Here is a 17,293-nt window from a genome sequence, read left to right on the forward strand (position 1 = left end):
TGCCGCGGCTCTGCTCGATTCGGTTGCCGCAGGGGTGCGGACATGATCGCGCTGACCTGTAACACCCCGGTCACGGAGGGGAGATCGCTCGGCAACGGTGGTTGCTTACCGTCCAGGGGTATGCGGACTGCGCCCGGAGGGCAGCGGGCCCACGATGTGCGTCGGCTGCGGGACATATTGCGCGCCACGGTGCGTGGCGGCGGGTACGAGCGCGGGCAGCTGCCGAGTGAGATCGAGCTGATGACCGCCTATCGAGTGTCCCGGGCGACCGTGCGTGCGGCGCTGGCGCTGCTGCGCACCGAGGGGCTGATCGAACGGACGCAGGGTATCGGCACGCACGCCGTGCTCGAACCGGTGACGACCTCGCTGCCGGAGGCACACGGTGTCATGAAGCCCACGATGGGCAGCATGTTCAACCACCGGATGCGTCCGCGCGAACTGGATCGGTCGATGGTCCCGGCCCCGGGCGCCATCGCCGAACGGCTCGAAATCGCGCCGGGCACACCGTGTCTGCGACTCGAGTATCTCGCGCTGCACGAGGACGAGCCGCTGGCGCTGGCGACGAATTACGTGCGCTGTCCCGAGGCGATCGCGCTGCGGGACACACCGTTCGTCTCCGACTGGTACCAACTGCTCGCCGATTCCGGTGTGGCGCTGTCGGATTCGGAATTCGTGATCGACTGCGAACCGGCCGACGCCCCGTTGGCCGCGGCGCTGGGCGTGCGTGAGGGCACGCCCCTGATCTCGATGGAACAGATCATCTACGACCTCGGCGGCCGTCCGTTCGACGTCGCCTTCATTCACACCCGCGGGGAACGATTCCGATTCGTCTCGCGTGCCAGCAGTAGGGAGCTGCGATGACCGACATACCACTCACTCTCACCGATGCGGCCGCGGCACTACGCGCCGGAACGACGACCTCGGTCGCGCTGACCCGCGCCGCGATCGCCGCTGCCGATGAATTCGACGGCACTGTGGGCGCCTATCTGACCCGGTTCGACGAGTACGCCCTCGAGCGTGCCGCCGAGGCGGACGCCGATCTCGCTGCCGGGCGGGATCGCGGGCCGCTGCACGGAATTCCGGTGGGCGTCAAGGATATTCTCGCCATGGCCGAGGGGCCCACGACCGCGCAGAGCCTGATTCTGGATCGGACGTGGGGTGCGGGTAAGGATGCGCCGGTCGTCGCGCGGCTGAAGGCGGCCGGTGCGGTGCTCACCGGGAAGACCACGACGATGGAATTCGCCTGCGGTATGCCCGACACCACCAAACCCTTTCCGGTACCGCGCAATCCGTGGGATCCGGCGACCTGGCCGGGCGGGTCCAGTTCGGGTACCGGGATCGGTGTCGCGACGGGTATGTTCCTGGCCGGAATCGGCACCGACACCGCGGGCAGCATCCGGATTCCCGCCGCCTTCTGCGGTGTCAGCGGTCTGATGCCGACCTTCGGCCGGGTGCCCAAATCCGGTTGTGTGCCACTGGGTTACAGCCTGGACCACATCGGGCCGCTGGCCCGCAGTGCGCGGGACTGCGCCGCGATGCTCGAGGTGCTCGCCGGTGCGCACCCCAGCGATCCGGACTGTGTGGACGCACCGTTCGCGATGCCGGAATGGGCCGGGGATCTGAGCGGGGTGCGGATCGGGGTGGTGCGTGAGGGGCACTTTCCCGAGCACAGCGATCCCGCGCTGACGGCGACTTTCGATGCGGCCGTGGACATTCTGGTGCGTGCCGGGGCCGATGTGCGGGAAGTGGTGCTGCCGTATCGGCAGGAGATGATCACCGCGGACATGATCACGATGGGATGCGAGGCGCTGGCCTATCACCGCACCGATCTGTCGCAGCGATGGGACGATTATTTCCTCGCGACCCGGGCGATGCTGGCGATCGGTGCTCAGGTCTCGGGTGCGGATTACGTTCAGGCGCAACGGGTCCGGAGTGTCGCCCAGGACGCGGTGGGCGAGTTGTTCGACACCGTGGACCTGGTGGTGTGCCCGACCGCGGCGGTCGGCGCGCCCACCTTCGAATCGATCACCGGCCCGGGTGGTCAGACCGATGTCGGGACGCTGTTCAGCCTGATCCACACCCCGTACTGGGATTCGGTCGGCAATCCCGTGCTGGCCGTGCCGATGGGTTTCACCGCGGCCGGACTGCCGCTGTCGATGCAACTGGCCGGACCGGCCTTCGGCGAGGCGGAGATCCTGCGTGTCGCCGACGTATTCCAGCAGGCCACGCAGTGGCATCTGCGCGCGCCCGAACTCGCCACCGAAGGAGCTGCCGCATGAACGAGGTCATGAAAATCCTGCTCGATGCGGCGCAACTGCCCGCGTCCGAGGACGAGATCGCCGCCTACGCGGCGGGATTCGCCGATCAGCGCGCCGCGGTGGACGCTCTCTACGCGGTACCGGAGGCGCGATACGCGCCCCCGGCGCTGCATTTCCGGGCCGCGTCGCGAATCGCGGCCTGGGCGAGCTGAGGTCGTAACGACCGGAAATCCAGGATCCGCCTCTTGCCTGTTGAATGTGCCGTTAAATGACGGTACATTAATCAACGGTAAGAGGCGGATCCGGCGAGTGTGGGGCATGGTCTCGGACGGAAAGCGGATCCGAATACGTTGTGTACGTCAGGAGTTCGCATGTCTCGAAATCTCGTCCCGCGCAATGCGCGGCGCACGCTGTCCCGTGCGGCCGTCGCGTTCGTCATCGTCGCGACGCCGGTCGCGGTCGCGGCACCGGCCTTCGCCGCCCCGGGCGCCGGAATTCCGGTGACCCCGGCTCCCGCGGCCACCGCCCCCGCCACTCCGTCGGCCGATCCGGTGCATCGGGGCGGGGGTCATGGCGGTTGGGGTCATCCCGGATGGGGGCACGGTGGCTGGGGTCATCGTGGGTGGGGGCATCACGGCTGGGGTTGGAATCAGTGGCAGGGCGGCGGCTGGAATCAGTACGGCGGCGGCATGTTCTCGCCGTACCCGTACGGGGGCGGCATGTTCTCGCCGTTCGGATACGGCGGCATGTCCACCGGCAGCGCCATGTGAGTGCGGCGTGTCGCGGGGCGGAGCCGTCGCCGATGCGGATCGGCGGCGGCCCGCAGCCCTCAGCGTCGCCAGAAGAAGTGGTGCACCATACCGCTGGGGCTGGGGATCTGCTCCAGGTGGAAGCGGTCGGTGAGTTCCTCGGGGCTGGACCACAGGCGCTCGCCGCGGCCGATCTCTACTCGTCCCACCGCGATGTGCATCTGATCGATGAGATCGGCTTCGAGGAATTCCCGCACCGTGTTCACCCCGCCGCCGATCCGCACATCCTTCCCGTCGGCCGCGGCGAACGCCTGTGCCAGCGCCTCCTTCGGCGACGCGTCGAGGAAGTGGAATGTGGTCTCGCCCAGCGTGAACGAGGGCCGCACGTGGTGGGTGAGTACGAAAACCGGTGTGTGGAACGGGGGTTCCTCGCCCCACCAACCCTGCCAGTCGTAGTTCTCCCACGGACCGCGTTGCGGGCCGAATTTGTTGCGTCCCATGATCTCCGCGCCGATGTTGTTGTGGAAGTCGCGGGAGCAGTAGTCGTCCAGGCCGTAGCTGCCGCCCGGTTCGGTGCGGTTCGGCCAGTGCGCGGTCGCACCTGCCCAGGCGAACAGTTCGGACGGATCGGCGTGACCGAACGGCCGCTCGAAACTCTGCCCCTCCCCGGCTCCGTAACCGTCGCTCGACAGGGTGAAGTTCTGCACGCGGACCAGCTGTGTCATTCGAAACCCCTTCTGGTTGCAGTCTGCGATCGGTTGAGAATCTACCCAGACGGCGATCCCGGTCACCGGCAGTAGGTGCGGTACCACCTCACCGAGGCGGCTCCGGAGTCTGTGCCGGTGTGGTGAGCAGGTCGATGACCGCCTGCGCCTCCTGTGCGGTGGGGATGGGCAGGCTGTCGCGGCCGTGGATCAGGCCGATGCCCAGATAGACCATCGCGCCCGCGCGCAGACGGGCCTGGGCGGTGTCGAATCCGAGCTCGAGCATGGTCTGCTCGACGATGTCGAAGACCTTGCGCTCGAGTGCCTGGACCGCGCCGGCCACCTTGGCGTCGTTGCGGGCCCACTCGCGCACCGTGGCCTCCACGATCCAGGTGCTCGGATCCACCAGCAGTGAGGCCATCTGCTCGATGCGCTGCTCGACGGGGATGGAGTCGATGGCGCCCAGCGCGCGCACGGCATCGCTCTGCACGGCGGCCCAACGGTCGGCCATCGCCTCCATGAGCTGCTGGATGTCGTCGAAATGCCAGTAGAAGCTGCCCTTGGTGACGCCCAGTTCGGTGCACAGCCGGGGAATCTTGATGGCGGACACGCCTTCTCGGGCCAGCAGGGCCAGTGCGCCGTCGACCCAGTCGTCGTAGGACAGGCGCGGGCTGCGGCTGCGACCGCTGCGCTGGGCCTGCGCCTTCTTCGATCGACGCGGTCGCGCACCGGATTCCGGTTCGGCCCCGGCGTTCGGTTCCGGGGGGTTATCTGCTGCGCTCACGTCTTCGATGCTAGGTCAGTGCTCGGGCGGGCCGTTGCAGGGACGGCTCGCGGCGCAGGTGAGAGGGCTGAATTCACGGGTCCTGTCGATTCTGCTCGCGCGGTGCTCGCGGCTGTGTACCATTCACCGAAGTACCGTGGACTATACCAAAAAGTATGATCAGCAGGATGCGCGATGAGGCCATCCGAGGAGGGCCCAGCGATGGATGGACCGATCGGCCGCCGGGGATTTCTGCACCGCGCCGGAGCCGGTCTGGTCGCCGCGGGAATGTACTGCCGCACAGCGAATCTCGCGTCGGCCGACCCACCCGGCCTCCCCCCGAGCCCGCTGCTGTTCCACTCCCCGCCGATGCGGCCCTTCCGCGACGAGATGCCGCGGCTGCCGGTGCTGCGCGGCGACGATCTGGAGCTGAACGCCGCGACGACGACGCACCGATTCCATCGCGATCTGGGCCCCTCGCCCGCGCTGGGCTACGGCGGTATGGAGTATCTGGGGCCGACCATCGAACATCGCGTGGACGAGCCGCTGACCCTCCGGTTCGGCAATCGGATCGGCACGCACCCCTTCGCGGCGGATCTGGACACCACCGTGCACGGGGTCGGCGAGCGGTACCGGACCTCGCCGCCGTGTTCGTTCCATCTGCACGGCGGAGTGACCCCGCCGGACAGCGACGGACATCCCGAGCGGCTGGTCTTCCCAGGGCAGGGCCTCACACACCACTTTCCGCTGCGGCAGTACGCCGCGAACCTCTGGTATCACGACCACGCGATGGGTATCACCCGGGCGAACGTGTATGCCGGGCTGGCCGGAATGGTGCTGCTGCGCGACGAATTCGACACCGGCGCGCCCGGCAATCCGCTCGGACTGCCCGCGGGTGAGTTCGAGGTCCCGATGGTGTTGCAGGAGAAGCTGTTCGCCGCCGAGGGGCAGCAGAGTCTGCGCTCGACTGTCATCGTGCCGCAGGGCGCGTGGGAGGGCGGCGGCGTCGGCGACGTCGGGGTCGTCAACGGTGTGGTGTGGCCGGAACTCGAGGTCGCCCGCGGGTTCTACCGCTTCCGGGTGCTCAACGCGGCCTCGTTCAGTCTGTGGAATTTGTTCTTCGGCAATCGCATGCAGTTCTGGGTGATCGGCAATGATCACGGACTGCTGGACCGTCCGGTGCCGGTGCGCAATCTGCTGCTCGAGCCCGGCGAGCGGGTGGATCTGCTGGTCGACTTCTCCGGGCTCGCGCCGGGGGAGACCGTCGAACTGCGCAACGACGAGCCTGCGGTGTTCCAGGCGGCGATTCTCGGTGAGGTCGCGATGCCGCTGTTCTGCCGATTCCGCGCGGCGAGTCGTCGCGGGTTCACCGGTCCTGTGCCGCAGCGACTTCGGGGCATCGCGGGGCTGCCCGCGGCGTTGCCCGCACTGGAGAAGCCGACCGTCGTGCGGAACCTCACCGTGAGCCAGCCCTACGCGGTGCGCATGCCACCGGCGATCATGGTGCTGAACAACCTCACCTTCGACGATCCCGAGATCGAGATGCCGCGCCAGGGCACGGTCGAGCAGTGGAACATCGTCAACATCACCCCCGACCCGCATCCGATCCACATCCACCTGGTCAACTTCCGCATCCTGGGCCGAACCCCGTTGCGCACCATCGACTATCAGGCGGCCAACCCCCAGCCGCCCGTCGGTGTGAAGTGGACCCCCTCGGCGGAGAACTTCCTGGCCGGACCCGAACAGCCGCCCGCCGCATGGGAATCGGGCTGGAAGGACATCGTCCGCGCCGAGGGCGGCACCGTCACTCGCATCATCGTCCGGTTCCCGACCGCCGAAGAACTCGGCTTCGACCCGGACGCGACCTTCCCCGGCAGCCCCATGATGGAGACCGGAAGCGACATGGCCGCAACCCATTCCATGCCCGCTCGGTTACAGGGCTACGTCTGGCACTGCCACCTGCTCGACCATGAGGATCACGAGATGATGTTGCGTTATCGGACGGTGCGCGGATGATCGCCCGAGGCACTGCGGCCCGTTTCGTGAGCCACCGATGTCCCCGGTACGAGTCATCGAAGGCGGCACCGTGGTCGCACCGGTGCCGTATCAGTCGAGAGTCGGGTGAGCAGGCACTCGCAGCCGGGGCGAACGCACCGATCCGATCATCGGACGCTGGTCGCAGATCGCCTGCCCGGTGTGCGTCGATGCCGGGCGTGTCTGGTGGAGAGCAGGTAGCCGCGTCATGATCGCATCTGGTGATCGATTGCAGGAGTTGCCGATTCGGGCCCGGGCGGGGGTGGCTAAGGCCGCGTCGGGAGTCCGGGGTGCGGTGAGTGCCCTCGGCGAGTTCTATCTGCTGGCTCTGGACACCGCACGGGCGTTGGGGCGCGGGCGGTTTCCGTGGGGGGAGTTCGTGGAGCAGTGCTGGTTTCTGGCCCGGGTGTCGTTGTTGCCGACGGTGATGATGTCGATTCCGTTCACCGTGCTGGTGGTGTTCACGTTGAACTCGCTGCTCGGGGAGATCGGCGCGAGTGACTTGTCCGGTGCCGGAGCGGGTCTGGGGGCCGTCACGCAGATCGGGCCGCTGGTGACCGTGCTGGTCGTCGCGGGGGCGGGGGCCACCGCGATGGCCTCGGATATCGGGTCCCGGGTGATCCGGGAGGAGATCTCCGCGATCGAGGTGCTCGGCATCGATCCGGTGCAGCGGCTGGTGCTGCCGCGCGTGCTGGCCTCGACCGTGGTCGCGGTGCTGCTCAACGGTGCGGTGTGCGCGATCGGGCTGATCGGCGGGTTCTTCTTCTCGGTGTACCTGCAGAACGTCTCGCCGGGTGCGTACGCGTCGAGTGTGACGCTGCTGGTGGGGTCGGGCGATCTGGCGTTGTCGGAGTTCAAGGCGGCGGTCTCGGGCGGGATCGCCGGACTGGTCGCCTGCTATCGCGGGCTGTCGGTCACCGGTGGACCCAAGAGCGTCGGCAACGCGGTCAACGAAACCGTCGTGTTCGCCGCGGTGGCGCTGTTCGTCGCGAATCTCGTGCTGACCTCGATCGGCCTGGCGCTGGGGAGTGGGCGGCGGTGATCACCGCGAACGACGCGATCGGGTCGCTGCGCCGCCGGGCGGGCACGGCCGGACGCGCGGTGGACGCGGTCGGCGATCAGGTGCTGTTCTATCTGCGCTCGGTGTTGTCGGTGGGCCGGGCCGCGCGTTCGTACCGCGACGAGACGCTCCGGCTGATCTCCGAGATCAGTTTGGGCACAGGCATTCTCGCGCTGGTCGGCGGCAGTGTGGTGATCATGGGATTCCTGACCTTCTTCGCCGGGGCGACCGTGGCGGTGCAGGGGTATCACGCACTCGGCGGCGTCGGGGTGGAGGCGTTCACCGGATTTCTGTCCGCCTACGTCAACGTGCGCGTGGTCGCGCCGGTGACCGCGGGGGTCGGCCTGGCGGCGACGATCGGCGCGGGAACGACCGCCGAGCTGGGTGCGATGCGGATCAGCGAGGAGATCGACGCGCTGGACGCCATGGCGATTCGTTCGGTGCCGTATCTGGTCGGCACCCGGTTGCTCGCGGGTCTGATCGTGGTCGTCCCGCTGTACGCGCTGAGCGTGGTGGCGGCGTTCCTGTCCAGCCGGATCACCACGGTGCTGGTGCTGGGCCAGTCCGCCGGAGTCTACGACCACTACTTCGGCACCTTCCTGAACCCCGACGACGTGCTCTGGTCGTTCGCGCAGGCCATGGCGATGGCCGCGGTGGTGATGCTCGTGCACACCTACTACGGATTCCACACCGTGGGTGGTCCGGCCGGCGTCGGCGTCGCCACCGGACGCGCGGTGCGCCTGTCGCTGATCTGCGTGGTGACGGTGACGCTGCTGATCTCGCTGGCCCTCTACGGCAGCGCCCGGCAACTCCATCTGGCGGGTTGATCACGATGACCCGTCACTCACTGGCCAAGAAGCTCGCCGCCCTCGTCCTGGCGCTCGCGCTCGCGGGCGTGCTCGCCCTGACCTACGCCGCGTACCGGGGCGCATTCCGGCCGTCGGTGGACATCACCATCGAATCCGGCCGCGCCGGACTGGCTCTGCGGACCGGCGCACTGGTCAAACGCCACGGTGTGGAGGTCGGCCGGGTCGCCCGCGTCGAGCAGGGATCGGCGGGCGCGGTCGTCGACGTGCGGCTGGACCGGACCGCGGCGGCGACCGTACCGGCGGGCTCCGGTGCGGACATCACCTCCACCACCATCTTCGGCGAGAAGTACATCGCCCTGACCGATCCGCGCGACGAGTCCGCGGGACCGATCCGCGCCGGAACGACCATCCGCGCGGGTTCGGTGACCGTCGAGATCGATTCGATCTTCGAATCGCTCACCGCGATCCTGCAAGCCGTCGCGCCGGAGAAACTCGACACCACCCTCTCGGCGATCGCCGCGGCGCTGCGCGGTCAGGGCGCGGACCTCGGCCGGGCCGTGGACGACGCGAATGCCGTGCTGTCGGCGATCAATCCGCGCCTTCCGCAACTGCGTCACGATCTGCGTTCGACCGCCGAGGCCGCCACCATCTACGCCGACGCCGCCGACGATCTCTCGGCCACCCTCACCAACGCCTCCACCACCGCCGACACCCTCGTGGCCACCGACGACACCCTCGATTCGGCCCTGTTGTCGATGATCGGCATGTCCGGCACGGCCGATCAGGTCCTGACCCGCAACAGCGAACCGCTGATCTCCGCGATCGGCCTGCTGCATCCGACGACCACCCTGCTGGGCCGCTACTCACCCGAATTCACCTGTTTCCTGCAGGGCGCGGACGAGGCCCGCAAACTCGCCGAACCGGTCTCCGGCGGCAACGGTTCGACCATGCTGCTGCGCTCGACTTTCCTGCTCGGCGTGAGCTCGTACACCTATCCGGGCAATCTGCCGGTCGTGCGCGCCGACGGCGGACCCCGGTGCGGCGCGCTGCCGAAGGTGAGCATGAACCAGGTCCCGACACCGGCGATCGTCGCCGATACCGGGGTCGATCCCTTCCACGGCGGTACCACCTCGCCGCAGCTGGTGCCCGGCTCGCTGCTGAATCTGCTGTATGCCGCGAAGGGAGGAGCGCGATGAGCAGCACCGCAACGACCGTGAAGACCGGACTGTTCGCCGCGGTGATGCTACTGGTCGTGGTCGCGCTGGTGATCGTGTTCGGCCAGTACCGATTCGACGCGCACAGCCGGTACTACGCCGAGTTCACCGACGTATCCGGTTTGAAGAAGGGCGATTTCATCCGGGTCGCCGGTGTCGAGGTCGGGCGGGTGGCCGCGGTCGGTGTGGACACCGACTATCGCGGGCACGTCGCGCTGGACGTCGACGGCGACTACCGAATCACGCACGCGACGCGGGCGACCGTCCGCTACCAGAACCTCGTCGGTGATCGTTACCTCGAATTGCAGGACGGCCCAGGCGATTTCACGCCCGCGTCATCCGGCTTCACCATCGCCCTGGACCACACCCAACCGGCGCTGGATCTGGATCTGCTGATCGGCAGCTTCCAACCGCTGTTCCGCGGCCTGGACCCGGTGCAGATCAACAACCTGTCCGGCGAACTGATCGCGGTCCTGCAAGGCCAAGGCGGCACCGTGCAGTCGTTGCTCGTGCACGCCGCCTCGCTGACCAGCACCCTCGCCGACCGCGACGAGGTGATCGGTCGCGTGGTGAGCAATCTGGACACGGTGCTGGGCAGCGTCGACAAGCACAGCGCCGAGTTGTCCTCGGCTCTGGACACCGCGCAGCAGATCGCGACCGGCCTGGCCCAGGACGATCAGGCATGGGGCCAGGCGCTGACCCACATCGACGCCTCGACCGCGTCCCTGGCCGGTCTGCTCACCCAGGACCGGCCCGCCCTCGCGGGCACCGTGAATCAGTTGAACCGCACCGCAACCCAGCTCGACGCCGGATCCGGCACGCTCGACAGCATCCTGGGCAGACTGCCGGACACCTATGCCGCACTGACCAGACTCGGCGCGTACGGCAACTTCTTCAACTACTACCTGTGTGGTCTGCGCATCAAACTCGACGCTCCCGGCGGCAAGGACTTCACCACGCCCCTGATCGGGCAGACCACCGGGCGGTGCGCGCCGAAATGAGCCGAAATACCGAGACCCGCAACGTCTTGCGCGCCGGACTGCTGGGCACCGTGCTGATCGGCCTGGTGGTGCTGGCCACCCTGAACGTCGATTCCCTGCCGTTCCTGAGCAGCCACAGCACCTATCGCGCGCTGTTCACCGACAGCGGCGGCCTGCACCCCGGTGACGTGGTGGAGGTGGCCGGAGTCGATTGCGGCAGTGTGCGGCACGTCGTCATCGACCACGCCGCGGTGGCGGTGGAATTCGATCTCGGCTGCGGAGTGCGGCCGGGCAGCGACACCACCGCGCGGATCGTCACCGCGACCGTGCTGGGCGCGCGGCACCTGCGTCTGCAACCCGCCGGACGGCACACCCTGCGACCCGGCAGCACCCTGGGCCTGGACCACACCACCTCGCCCTACGACCTCAACGACGCGCTGACCGACCTGAACGACACCGCGGGCAATATCGACACCGCGCAACTGAGCAAGGCGATGCAGGTGCTGGCCGGAACCCTGCAGCGCACGCCCGATGATCTGCGCGCGGCCGTCGACGGCGTCGGGCGGCTGTCCGCGACGATCGCCGAACGCGATCAGCAGTTGCGTGATCTGCTCGAGCACGCCGGACGGGTGACCACGGTGCTGGCGCAGCGCAGCGGACAGCTCGACACGCTCGTCGTCGACGCGAATTCCGTTCTGGGAGAACTGCAGAGCCGTCGCGACGCGGTGTCGACCCTGTTCGGCAACGTCAGCAAGCTGGCCGAACAGCTGCGTGGGCTGGTGCACGACAATCAGGCGCAGCTGGGCCCGACGCTGGACAAGGTCGACGCCGTGCTGGCTGTGCTGAACAAGAACAACGCGAACATCAGCGCCGCCATCGCCCGCCTCGGCCCGTACATGACCGAGCTGGGCGAGGCCGTGGCCAGCGGCCCGTTCTTCAACTCCTACATCCAGAACCTGATCCCCGGGCAGCTCATCGCCCCGTACGTCGACGCCGCGCTGGGCCCGCCCGCTCCCGCAATTCCCCAGGGGGGACGATGAATTCGATGACTCGGGCCGTCCGGCGACGCGCACCGCTGGTGTGGTCGTCGCTGGTGGTGATCCTGATCGTGCTCGCGGCCGGGGCCTATGTCGTGGCCCCGCGGTTCGGGCGGGACGATTTCACCGCCGAATTCACCTCTGTCACAGGCTTGTACACCGGTGACGAGGTCAAGGTCATGGGCGTCACCGTCGGCGGGATCGATGCGATCGAACCGGCCGGGGACCGCGTGCGGGTCCGTTTCCACGTCGACACCGGGCAGCCGATACCCGCAACTGCCAAGGCGGTGATCATGTCCCCGAATCTGGTGTCGTCCAGGTTCATTCAGCTCGCGCCCGCCTACACCGCCGGGCCGAAGCTGAGCGACGGTGCGACGATTCCCCTGGGGCGCACCGCGGTTCCGGTCGAGTGGGATCAGATCAAGGCACAGCTACAGCGGCTTGCCACGGCACTGGGCCCGACCGACACCGATCCGCGCGGCCCGCTCGGACAGGTGGTGGACTCCGCCGCGGCGAATCTGCGTGGTGAGGGGCCGAATCTGCATCAGACGCTCAGCACGCTGTCCGATGCGATGAAGACGCTCTCGCAGGGACGCGGAGATCTGGTGTCGATCATCGCGAATCTGCAGATCTTCGTCAGCGCGTTGTCGCAGAGCGGGCAGCAGATCGTCTCGATCAACAATCGCCTGGCCACGGTCTCGACGCTGCTGGCGGACAACCGGGCCGATCTGGGGACCGCGCTGAACGGACTGGACGGCGCGCTCGGCGAGGTGACCAGGTTCGTCGCGGACAACCGGGATCGGCTGGGCGCCAGCGCCGATTCGCTGTCCTCGGTCGCGGCCACCCTCGCCCAGCAACGCGACGGCCTGGCCCAGGTGCTGCACGTCGCGCCGAACGCGCTGGCCAACCTGGACGGCATCTATCAGCCCGCGCACAATGCGGTGGTCTCGGCGCTGGCGTTGAGCAATTTCGCCAATCCGGTGAACTTCGTGTGCTCGGCCATCGCCGCGGCCGAACAGACCGACGCGCAGCAGGGCGCGCGGATGTGCGCGCAATACCTCGGGCCGCTGCTGAATCTGCTGCGAACCGACTATCCGCCGCTCGCGGTCAACCCCTCGCGCGGGGTCGGGGCGTTGCCGGGGCAAGTGGTGTACAGCCCACCGGGTCTCGCGCCCCCGCCACAGGCGCCCTCGGTGCTGTCGCAGCTGCTGGTTCCGGGAGGCCCGCGATGACCGCGCGTCGGATCGCCACCCTCGTGGTCGTGCTGGGACTGGTCGCGGCGTGCGGAACCGGTTGCGGCTGGCGAGGTCTGAACTCGCTGCCGCTGCCCGGGACCGCCGGGCACGGGCCGGGTTCGTACGCGGTGCGCATTCAGATGCCCGATGTGTCGACCGTGCAACGCAATTCGCCCGTGCTGGTGAACGACGTGACGGTCGGGTCGGTGACCGATATCGCGCTCGAGGGGCAGCACGCGCTGGTCACCGTCCGCCTCGAACGCGGGGTGCATCTGCCGGAGAACGCCACCGCCAAGGTCGGCCAGACCAGTCTGCTCGGCAGCACCCACATCGAACTCGCCGCTCCGGCAACCGAACCCGCGCACGGAGCACTGCACGAGGGCTCGCTCATCCCGCTCGCGCGCGCCGGTAGTTTCCCGACCACCGAGCAGACGCTGTCCTCGATGTCGCTGGTGCTCAGTGGCGGGGGACTGGCGCAGATCCGCGATATCAGCACCGAACTGAACGCGGCGTTGTCCGGCCGCGAGGACGCGGTGCGCGATCTGCTCGCCAAGCTCGACACACTCCTGCGCGGGCTGGACGATCAGAAGCAGGACATCGTCGACGCGATCACCGGACTCGACGCGCTCAGTACGCGCCTGGCCGCCCATCACGACGAGATATCCACGGCCATAACCCATCTCGACCCGGCGTTGACCGTGATCCGGAATCGCCGCGCCGACCTGACGCACGCCCTGACCGGTCTCGGCGATCTGGGACGCACGGCGAATGCGCTGATCGGCAACACCCGCGACGACATCACCGCCGAGCTGCGCGATCTGCAACCGGTGCTGGCCTCCCTCGCCGATTCGGGCTCCTCGCTCACCGAATCGCTGCGCTACCTGCTGACCTACCCCTTCCCGATCGACACCTACGCCAATGCGGTGCGCGGAGATTACGCCAACGGCGAGGTCACCCTCGACCTGCGGCTGAGCACCCTGGACAACGCGCTGCTGCTGGGGACGCCGCTGCAAGGCATGCTGACCGGCCTCGAGGCCATCATCGGGCACACCGCGCCCGGTCCGGTTCAGACCGCGCCGATCCCGCTGCCGGGACTGCTGACTCCCGCGCCCGGCCCGGGTGGTCCGCGATGAGCCGTCGGCCGCGGCCGCTGCCGCGCAAACTGTGGGTGTTCGCGGTCATCGCCGTGGTGTCGCTGGCGACGGCCGCGACCGTGTACGCGCAGCTGCCGCAGCGGATGGGCATCGGGCGGTACACGATCGGCCTGGAACTGCACGACGGCGGTGGGCTGTACACCAACGCCGATGTCAGCTATCGGGGCGTCACCATCGGCAAGGTGACCGCGTTGACCACCACCGACACCGGTGCGCGCGCGACACTTTCGCTGAAATCCTCGGTCCGTGTTCCCGCCGACCTGGATGCGGCGGTGCGGAGTATGTCCGCGGTCGGCGAGCAGTACGTGGACCTGGTGCCGCGTCACGCCGCCGGGCCCTACCTGGCCGATGGTGCGGTGATCCACGCCGATCGGACCTCCACGCCGGCCGACGTCGGCCGCATCCTGGACCGGATCGAATCCTCGCTGCAGGCGATCGGACCCGGCAATCTGCGTACCGTTCTGGACGAATCCTTCACCGCCGTGGACGGTCTCGGCCCGCAACTGCGCGAACTGGTCGACGCACTGCATCAGCTCGCGCACGCCGCGGCCGGGGTCGAGGGACCCGCCTCGACGCTGATCGATCAGCTCGGACCGCTGCTGGACACCCAGACCGTCACCGGGGATCAGATTCGTCGGTGGGCCTCGTCCCTGGCCGCGGTGACCGGGACGTTGCGTGCCGGGGACGACCACCTGCGCGGCGTCATCGCGCAGGCCGGACCGGCTGCCGACCAGGTCACCGCACTGTTCACCCAGCTGCGCCCGACCCTGCCGCTACTGCTGTCGAATCTGGTCACCGTGGAACAGGTTGCGGCCGTGTACAACCCATCACTACAGCAGATCCTGGTGCTGTATCCGCCGTTGATCGCCGCGACCCAGTCGGCCGGTCTGCCGAATGTCGACGATCCCGGTCAGAACACCTTCTTCGCCAATCAGCTCAACGACCCGCCCCCGTGCATCGACGGTTTCCTGCCCCCGAGCGAACGCCGGTCGCCGACGCAGACCGATACCGCGGCGACTCCGCCGAACCTGTATTGCAAAGTGGCGCACGATGATCCGCGGGCCGTCCGCGGCGCGCGCAACCTGCCCTGCATGGAGTTCCCGGGCCGCCGCGCCGCCACCGTCCAACTGTGCCGCGACCCGTCCGGCGCCACCACGCAATCACCCGCACCCGCCGTACCCGCACAACCGGCCGCCGCCGTCGGCACATATACCCCGACCGATGGCACCTATGTCGGCGGTGACGGCAAGCTCTACGCCGATGCCGGTCTACGCCACGGCGTTTCGGGAAAACCGCTACCGCTGCCCACCCTGCTCGCTCCGCCACCGTGACATCGGAAGATGCCCGAGTCGGCTTCCGTTGGTCCGACCACCTACCGGCGGCGGGCGCGGAGGTGACCGAAAGAGAAACTGCCCCGGGCGGTGCTCTCTTCGATCCAGGAGCAGGACGGCTGCGGTCCCCGAATCGGCGGGCGACTACTCCGCGTCCGGGGGTGTCCAGGTCTCGGCGGATTCGCCGGTAGCCAGGAAGATGGTGCGGCGGCCTACTTCCACGGCGTTGTCCGCGAAACGTTCGTAATACCGGCCCAGGAGGGTGAGGTCGACCGCCGCGGTGACGCCGTAACCCCATTCGGGGCTCAGCACCAGGCCCAGCAGTTCCTCGTGCAGATGGTCCATGGCGTCGTCCTGGGCGTCCAGAGTGGCCGCGGCATCAGGATTGCCGGATTCGAGGACCTCGGCGGCTTTGGTGGCGATCACGACCGCCGCCTCACCCATGCGGATGATCAACGGCCGCACGGGATCCGCGACGACGAATTCCGGATGGCGACGGCGCGCGCTGACCGCGACATGACCGGCCAGCGCCCCCATCCGCTGCAGATTCCCGATCAGCTGGATGGCGGTCACGACCTGCCGCAATTCGCTCGCCACCGGGGCCTGCAGCGTGAGCAACCGGATCGCTTCCTGCTCCGCCTGCTGCGCCATGGTCTCGACGCGTGCGGCAGTGTCGATCGCCGCCTCGGCCAGTTCGATATCCGCCGTGACCAGGGCCTGCGTCGCATCGGCGATCGCGGCCCGATCCTGTAGGCAGATCAGGTTCTGCAGCTGCGCCAGCTGCCGCAGGTTCTCGTGGTAGTCGCTGCGCATACCCGATTCAACCGTATTCAGGCCCGCGGCGTGTCACCACCCCGGGTTATAGCGTGTCCGGATTCGACTGCGGTTCAGTCGTTGCGGAACTGTTCGGCTCGGTCTTGTAGTCGCTGAGAGAAGGTTTCGGTCCAGGCGGCGGTCTCTCCGACCTCCTCGCCGCGCCCGCCGCGCCCGCCGCGCCGCCCGAGGACCGGGGATCCCTTGGGGCGGGATCGTTGCGCGATCTTGCGAACATTCCAGGCAAGGTAGTCCGGCACGCTCATGCCCGCGCACACGGCCGCGTCGCAGAGCGAATCCCACTCGAAGCTGTCCACGGTCACTGTCACGGTGACATCTCTGGTCGCCATAACGGAACACCATAGACCTCGAAGGCGAACGTGGCGTGCGGGATTGCCGAGTTCATACGGTGTCCAGCTTGTCGACCAGCCAATGTTCGCCGATCTTTACCAATTCCAGACGCAGGCTGCTGGACATGGTGGTGGGCTGTTTCAGATCGTCGGCGGTGGTGACCTGATTGACGAACACGAGCGCGACCGCATGCTCGGAATCCGCCGAGACGACCGAAGTCGCGGTCACCGTCGCGGTCGAACTCATATGGCGTGCGTTGGCCGCCGGGATGACCACCTCGCTGCCGAGCTTGTCGAAGTAGGTGGCGAAATCACCGGTGAGATGAGAATGCGCGCGAGCCAGATCCGCGGCGACGGTGTCGGGTTCATAGGACAGGACGGCAGCGGCCGCGTCGGCGGCGGCCGGTCCGACCTCGCGGTCGGCGTCGGAAAGGGCGGCGTCGCCGCGGAATTGCAGGACCGACCAGACGGTCGCGATCGCGAGTGTCACGATGACGACCGCCGCGGCCGCCGCGGGCCAGCGACGGATCATCGCCCCGCGGTCGATGCCGGATCGGTGCTGCGCTGTTGCGTCGCTGAACGATTCGGCATCGGCACTGTCAGCCTGTTCGGAGTCGTTGGCGCGGAGAGGCTTTGCGGTAATGGGCCGGTCCGCGTCGCCTCTGGTCTCGCGTTCGGTGGTTGTCGCTGAGACGTTTTCGTCTCCGGACGGGCCTTCATCGGCAGACTCGGACGTAGCGGGCTCGACCGTGTCGGCGTTACGGGTGATGATCTCGTCCTCCACGGCCTTGTCCACGATGGT

Annotated in this window: 18 protein-coding genes; 13 read left to right on the top strand and 5 right to left on the bottom strand. The window is 68.1% G+C overall.

All coding sequences use genetic code 11. The features are described from left to right. The first annotated feature begins 120 nt into the window (after positions 1–120). From K7711_RS23050 to K7711_RS23065, 4 genes are all read left to right on the top strand, one after another. Positions 121–861 (top strand): GntR family transcriptional regulator, encoded by a 741-nt coding sequence (locus tag K7711_RS23050; protein WP_235747626.1) that lies wholly within the window; start codon positions 121–123, stop codon positions 859–861. Next, complete coding sequence (locus tag K7711_RS23055; RefSeq protein ID WP_222971516.1) at positions 858–2,279, top strand: amidase; 1,422 nt, start codon at positions 858–860, stop codon at positions 2,277–2,279. The genes K7711_RS23050 and K7711_RS23055 overlap by 4 nt, the downstream gene beginning before the upstream one ends. Continuing rightward, positions 2,276–2,470 carry a hypothetical protein gene (locus tag K7711_RS23060; protein WP_222971517.1) on the top strand — a complete coding sequence of 65 codons (195 nt, stop codon included), beginning with the start codon at positions 2,276–2,278 and terminating at the stop codon, positions 2,468–2,470. The genes K7711_RS23055 and K7711_RS23060 overlap by 4 nt, the downstream gene beginning before the upstream one ends. 159 nt (positions 2,471–2,629) lie before the next feature. Next, a complete protein-coding gene (locus K7711_RS23065; RefSeq protein ID WP_222971518.1) occupies positions 2,630–3,028 on the top strand; it encodes a hypothetical protein in 399 nt (132 codons plus the stop codon). Positions 3,029–3,087: 59 nt separating this feature from the next. On the opposite strand, the gene K7711_RS23070 is transcribed toward K7711_RS23065, so the two are convergent. Continuing rightward, positions 3,088–3,732: a dihydrofolate reductase family protein gene (locus tag K7711_RS23070; RefSeq protein ID WP_222971519.1), complete on the bottom strand. Its 645-nt coding sequence runs from the start codon at positions 3,730–3,732 to the stop codon at positions 3,088–3,090. Between the two features lie 88 nt (positions 3,733–3,820). Beyond that, entirely contained in the window at positions 3,821–4,495 is a 675-nt protein-coding gene (locus K7711_RS23075; protein ID WP_308014901.1) for a TetR/AcrR family transcriptional regulator, read from the bottom strand. Positions 4,496–4,696: 201 nt separating this feature from the next. Here K7711_RS23075 and K7711_RS23080 point away from each other — a divergent pair, with 201 nt between their 5' ends. From K7711_RS23080 to K7711_RS23120, 9 genes are all read left to right on the top strand, one after another. Beyond that, positions 4,697–6,490 (top strand): multicopper oxidase family protein, encoded by a 1,794-nt coding sequence (locus K7711_RS23080; protein WP_222971520.1) that lies wholly within the window; start codon positions 4,697–4,699, stop codon positions 6,488–6,490. 226 nt (positions 6,491–6,716) lie between these two features. Beyond that, on the top strand, positions 6,717–7,550 hold the full coding sequence (locus K7711_RS23085; protein WP_222971521.1) for an MlaE family ABC transporter permease: 834 nt from the start codon (positions 6,717–6,719) through the stop codon (positions 7,548–7,550). After that, a complete protein-coding gene (locus tag K7711_RS23090) occupies positions 7,550–8,395 on the top strand; it encodes an ABC transporter permease (RefSeq protein WP_372460183.1) in 846 nt (281 codons plus the stop codon). Before K7711_RS23085 ends, K7711_RS23090 begins: the two co-directional genes overlap by 1 nt. A 5-nt stretch (positions 8,396–8,400) precedes the next feature. After that, positions 8,401–9,573: an MCE family protein gene (locus K7711_RS23095; protein WP_222971523.1), complete on the top strand. Its 1,173-nt coding sequence runs from the start codon at positions 8,401–8,403 to the stop codon at positions 9,571–9,573. Then, a complete protein-coding gene (locus tag K7711_RS23100) occupies positions 9,570–10,592 on the top strand; it encodes an MCE family protein (protein WP_222971524.1) in 1,023 nt (340 codons plus the stop codon). The genes K7711_RS23095 and K7711_RS23100 overlap by 4 nt, the downstream gene beginning before the upstream one ends. Further along, on the top strand, positions 10,589–11,611 hold the full coding sequence (locus K7711_RS23105; RefSeq protein ID WP_222971525.1) for an MCE family protein: 1,023 nt from the start codon (positions 10,589–10,591) through the stop codon (positions 11,609–11,611). Before K7711_RS23100 ends, K7711_RS23105 begins: the two co-directional genes overlap by 4 nt. Before the next feature lie 5 nt (positions 11,612–11,616). Further along, positions 11,617–12,840, top strand: coding sequence for an MCE family protein (locus tag K7711_RS23110; protein WP_222971526.1), 1,224 nt, complete (start codon positions 11,617–11,619; stop codon positions 12,838–12,840). Further along, positions 12,837–13,976 (top strand): MCE family protein, encoded by a 1,140-nt coding sequence (locus K7711_RS23115; protein ID WP_222971527.1) that lies wholly within the window; start codon positions 12,837–12,839, stop codon positions 13,974–13,976. Before K7711_RS23110 ends, K7711_RS23115 begins: the two co-directional genes overlap by 4 nt. Further along, positions 13,973–15,328, top strand: a complete 1,356-nt coding sequence (locus K7711_RS23120) for an MCE family protein (protein WP_222971528.1) — start codon at positions 13,973–13,975, stop codon at positions 15,326–15,328. Before K7711_RS23115 ends, K7711_RS23120 begins: the two co-directional genes overlap by 4 nt. 144 nt (positions 15,329–15,472) lie before the next feature. On the opposite strand, the gene K7711_RS23125 is transcribed toward K7711_RS23120, so the two are convergent. From K7711_RS23125 to K7711_RS23135, 3 genes are all read right to left on the bottom strand, one after another. Further along, on the bottom strand, positions 15,473–16,141 hold the full coding sequence (locus tag K7711_RS23125) for a phosphate signaling complex PhoU family protein (protein WP_222971529.1): 669 nt from the start codon (positions 16,139–16,141) through the stop codon (positions 15,473–15,475). 74 nt (positions 16,142–16,215) lie between these two features. Next, positions 16,216–16,491, bottom strand: coding sequence for a hypothetical protein (locus tag K7711_RS23130; protein WP_222971530.1), 276 nt, complete (start codon positions 16,489–16,491; stop codon positions 16,216–16,218). Positions 16,492–16,543: 52 nt separating this feature from the next. Further along, positions 16,544–17,287, bottom strand: a complete 744-nt coding sequence (locus tag K7711_RS23135) for a hypothetical protein (RefSeq protein WP_222971531.1) — start codon at positions 17,285–17,287, stop codon at positions 16,544–16,546. Positions 17,288–17,293 lie beyond the last annotated feature (6 nt).

Source organism: Nocardia coffeae (genome assembly GCF_019890715.1).
Lineage (GTDB): Bacteria > Actinomycetota > Actinomycetes > Mycobacteriales > Mycobacteriaceae > Nocardia > Nocardia jiangxiensis.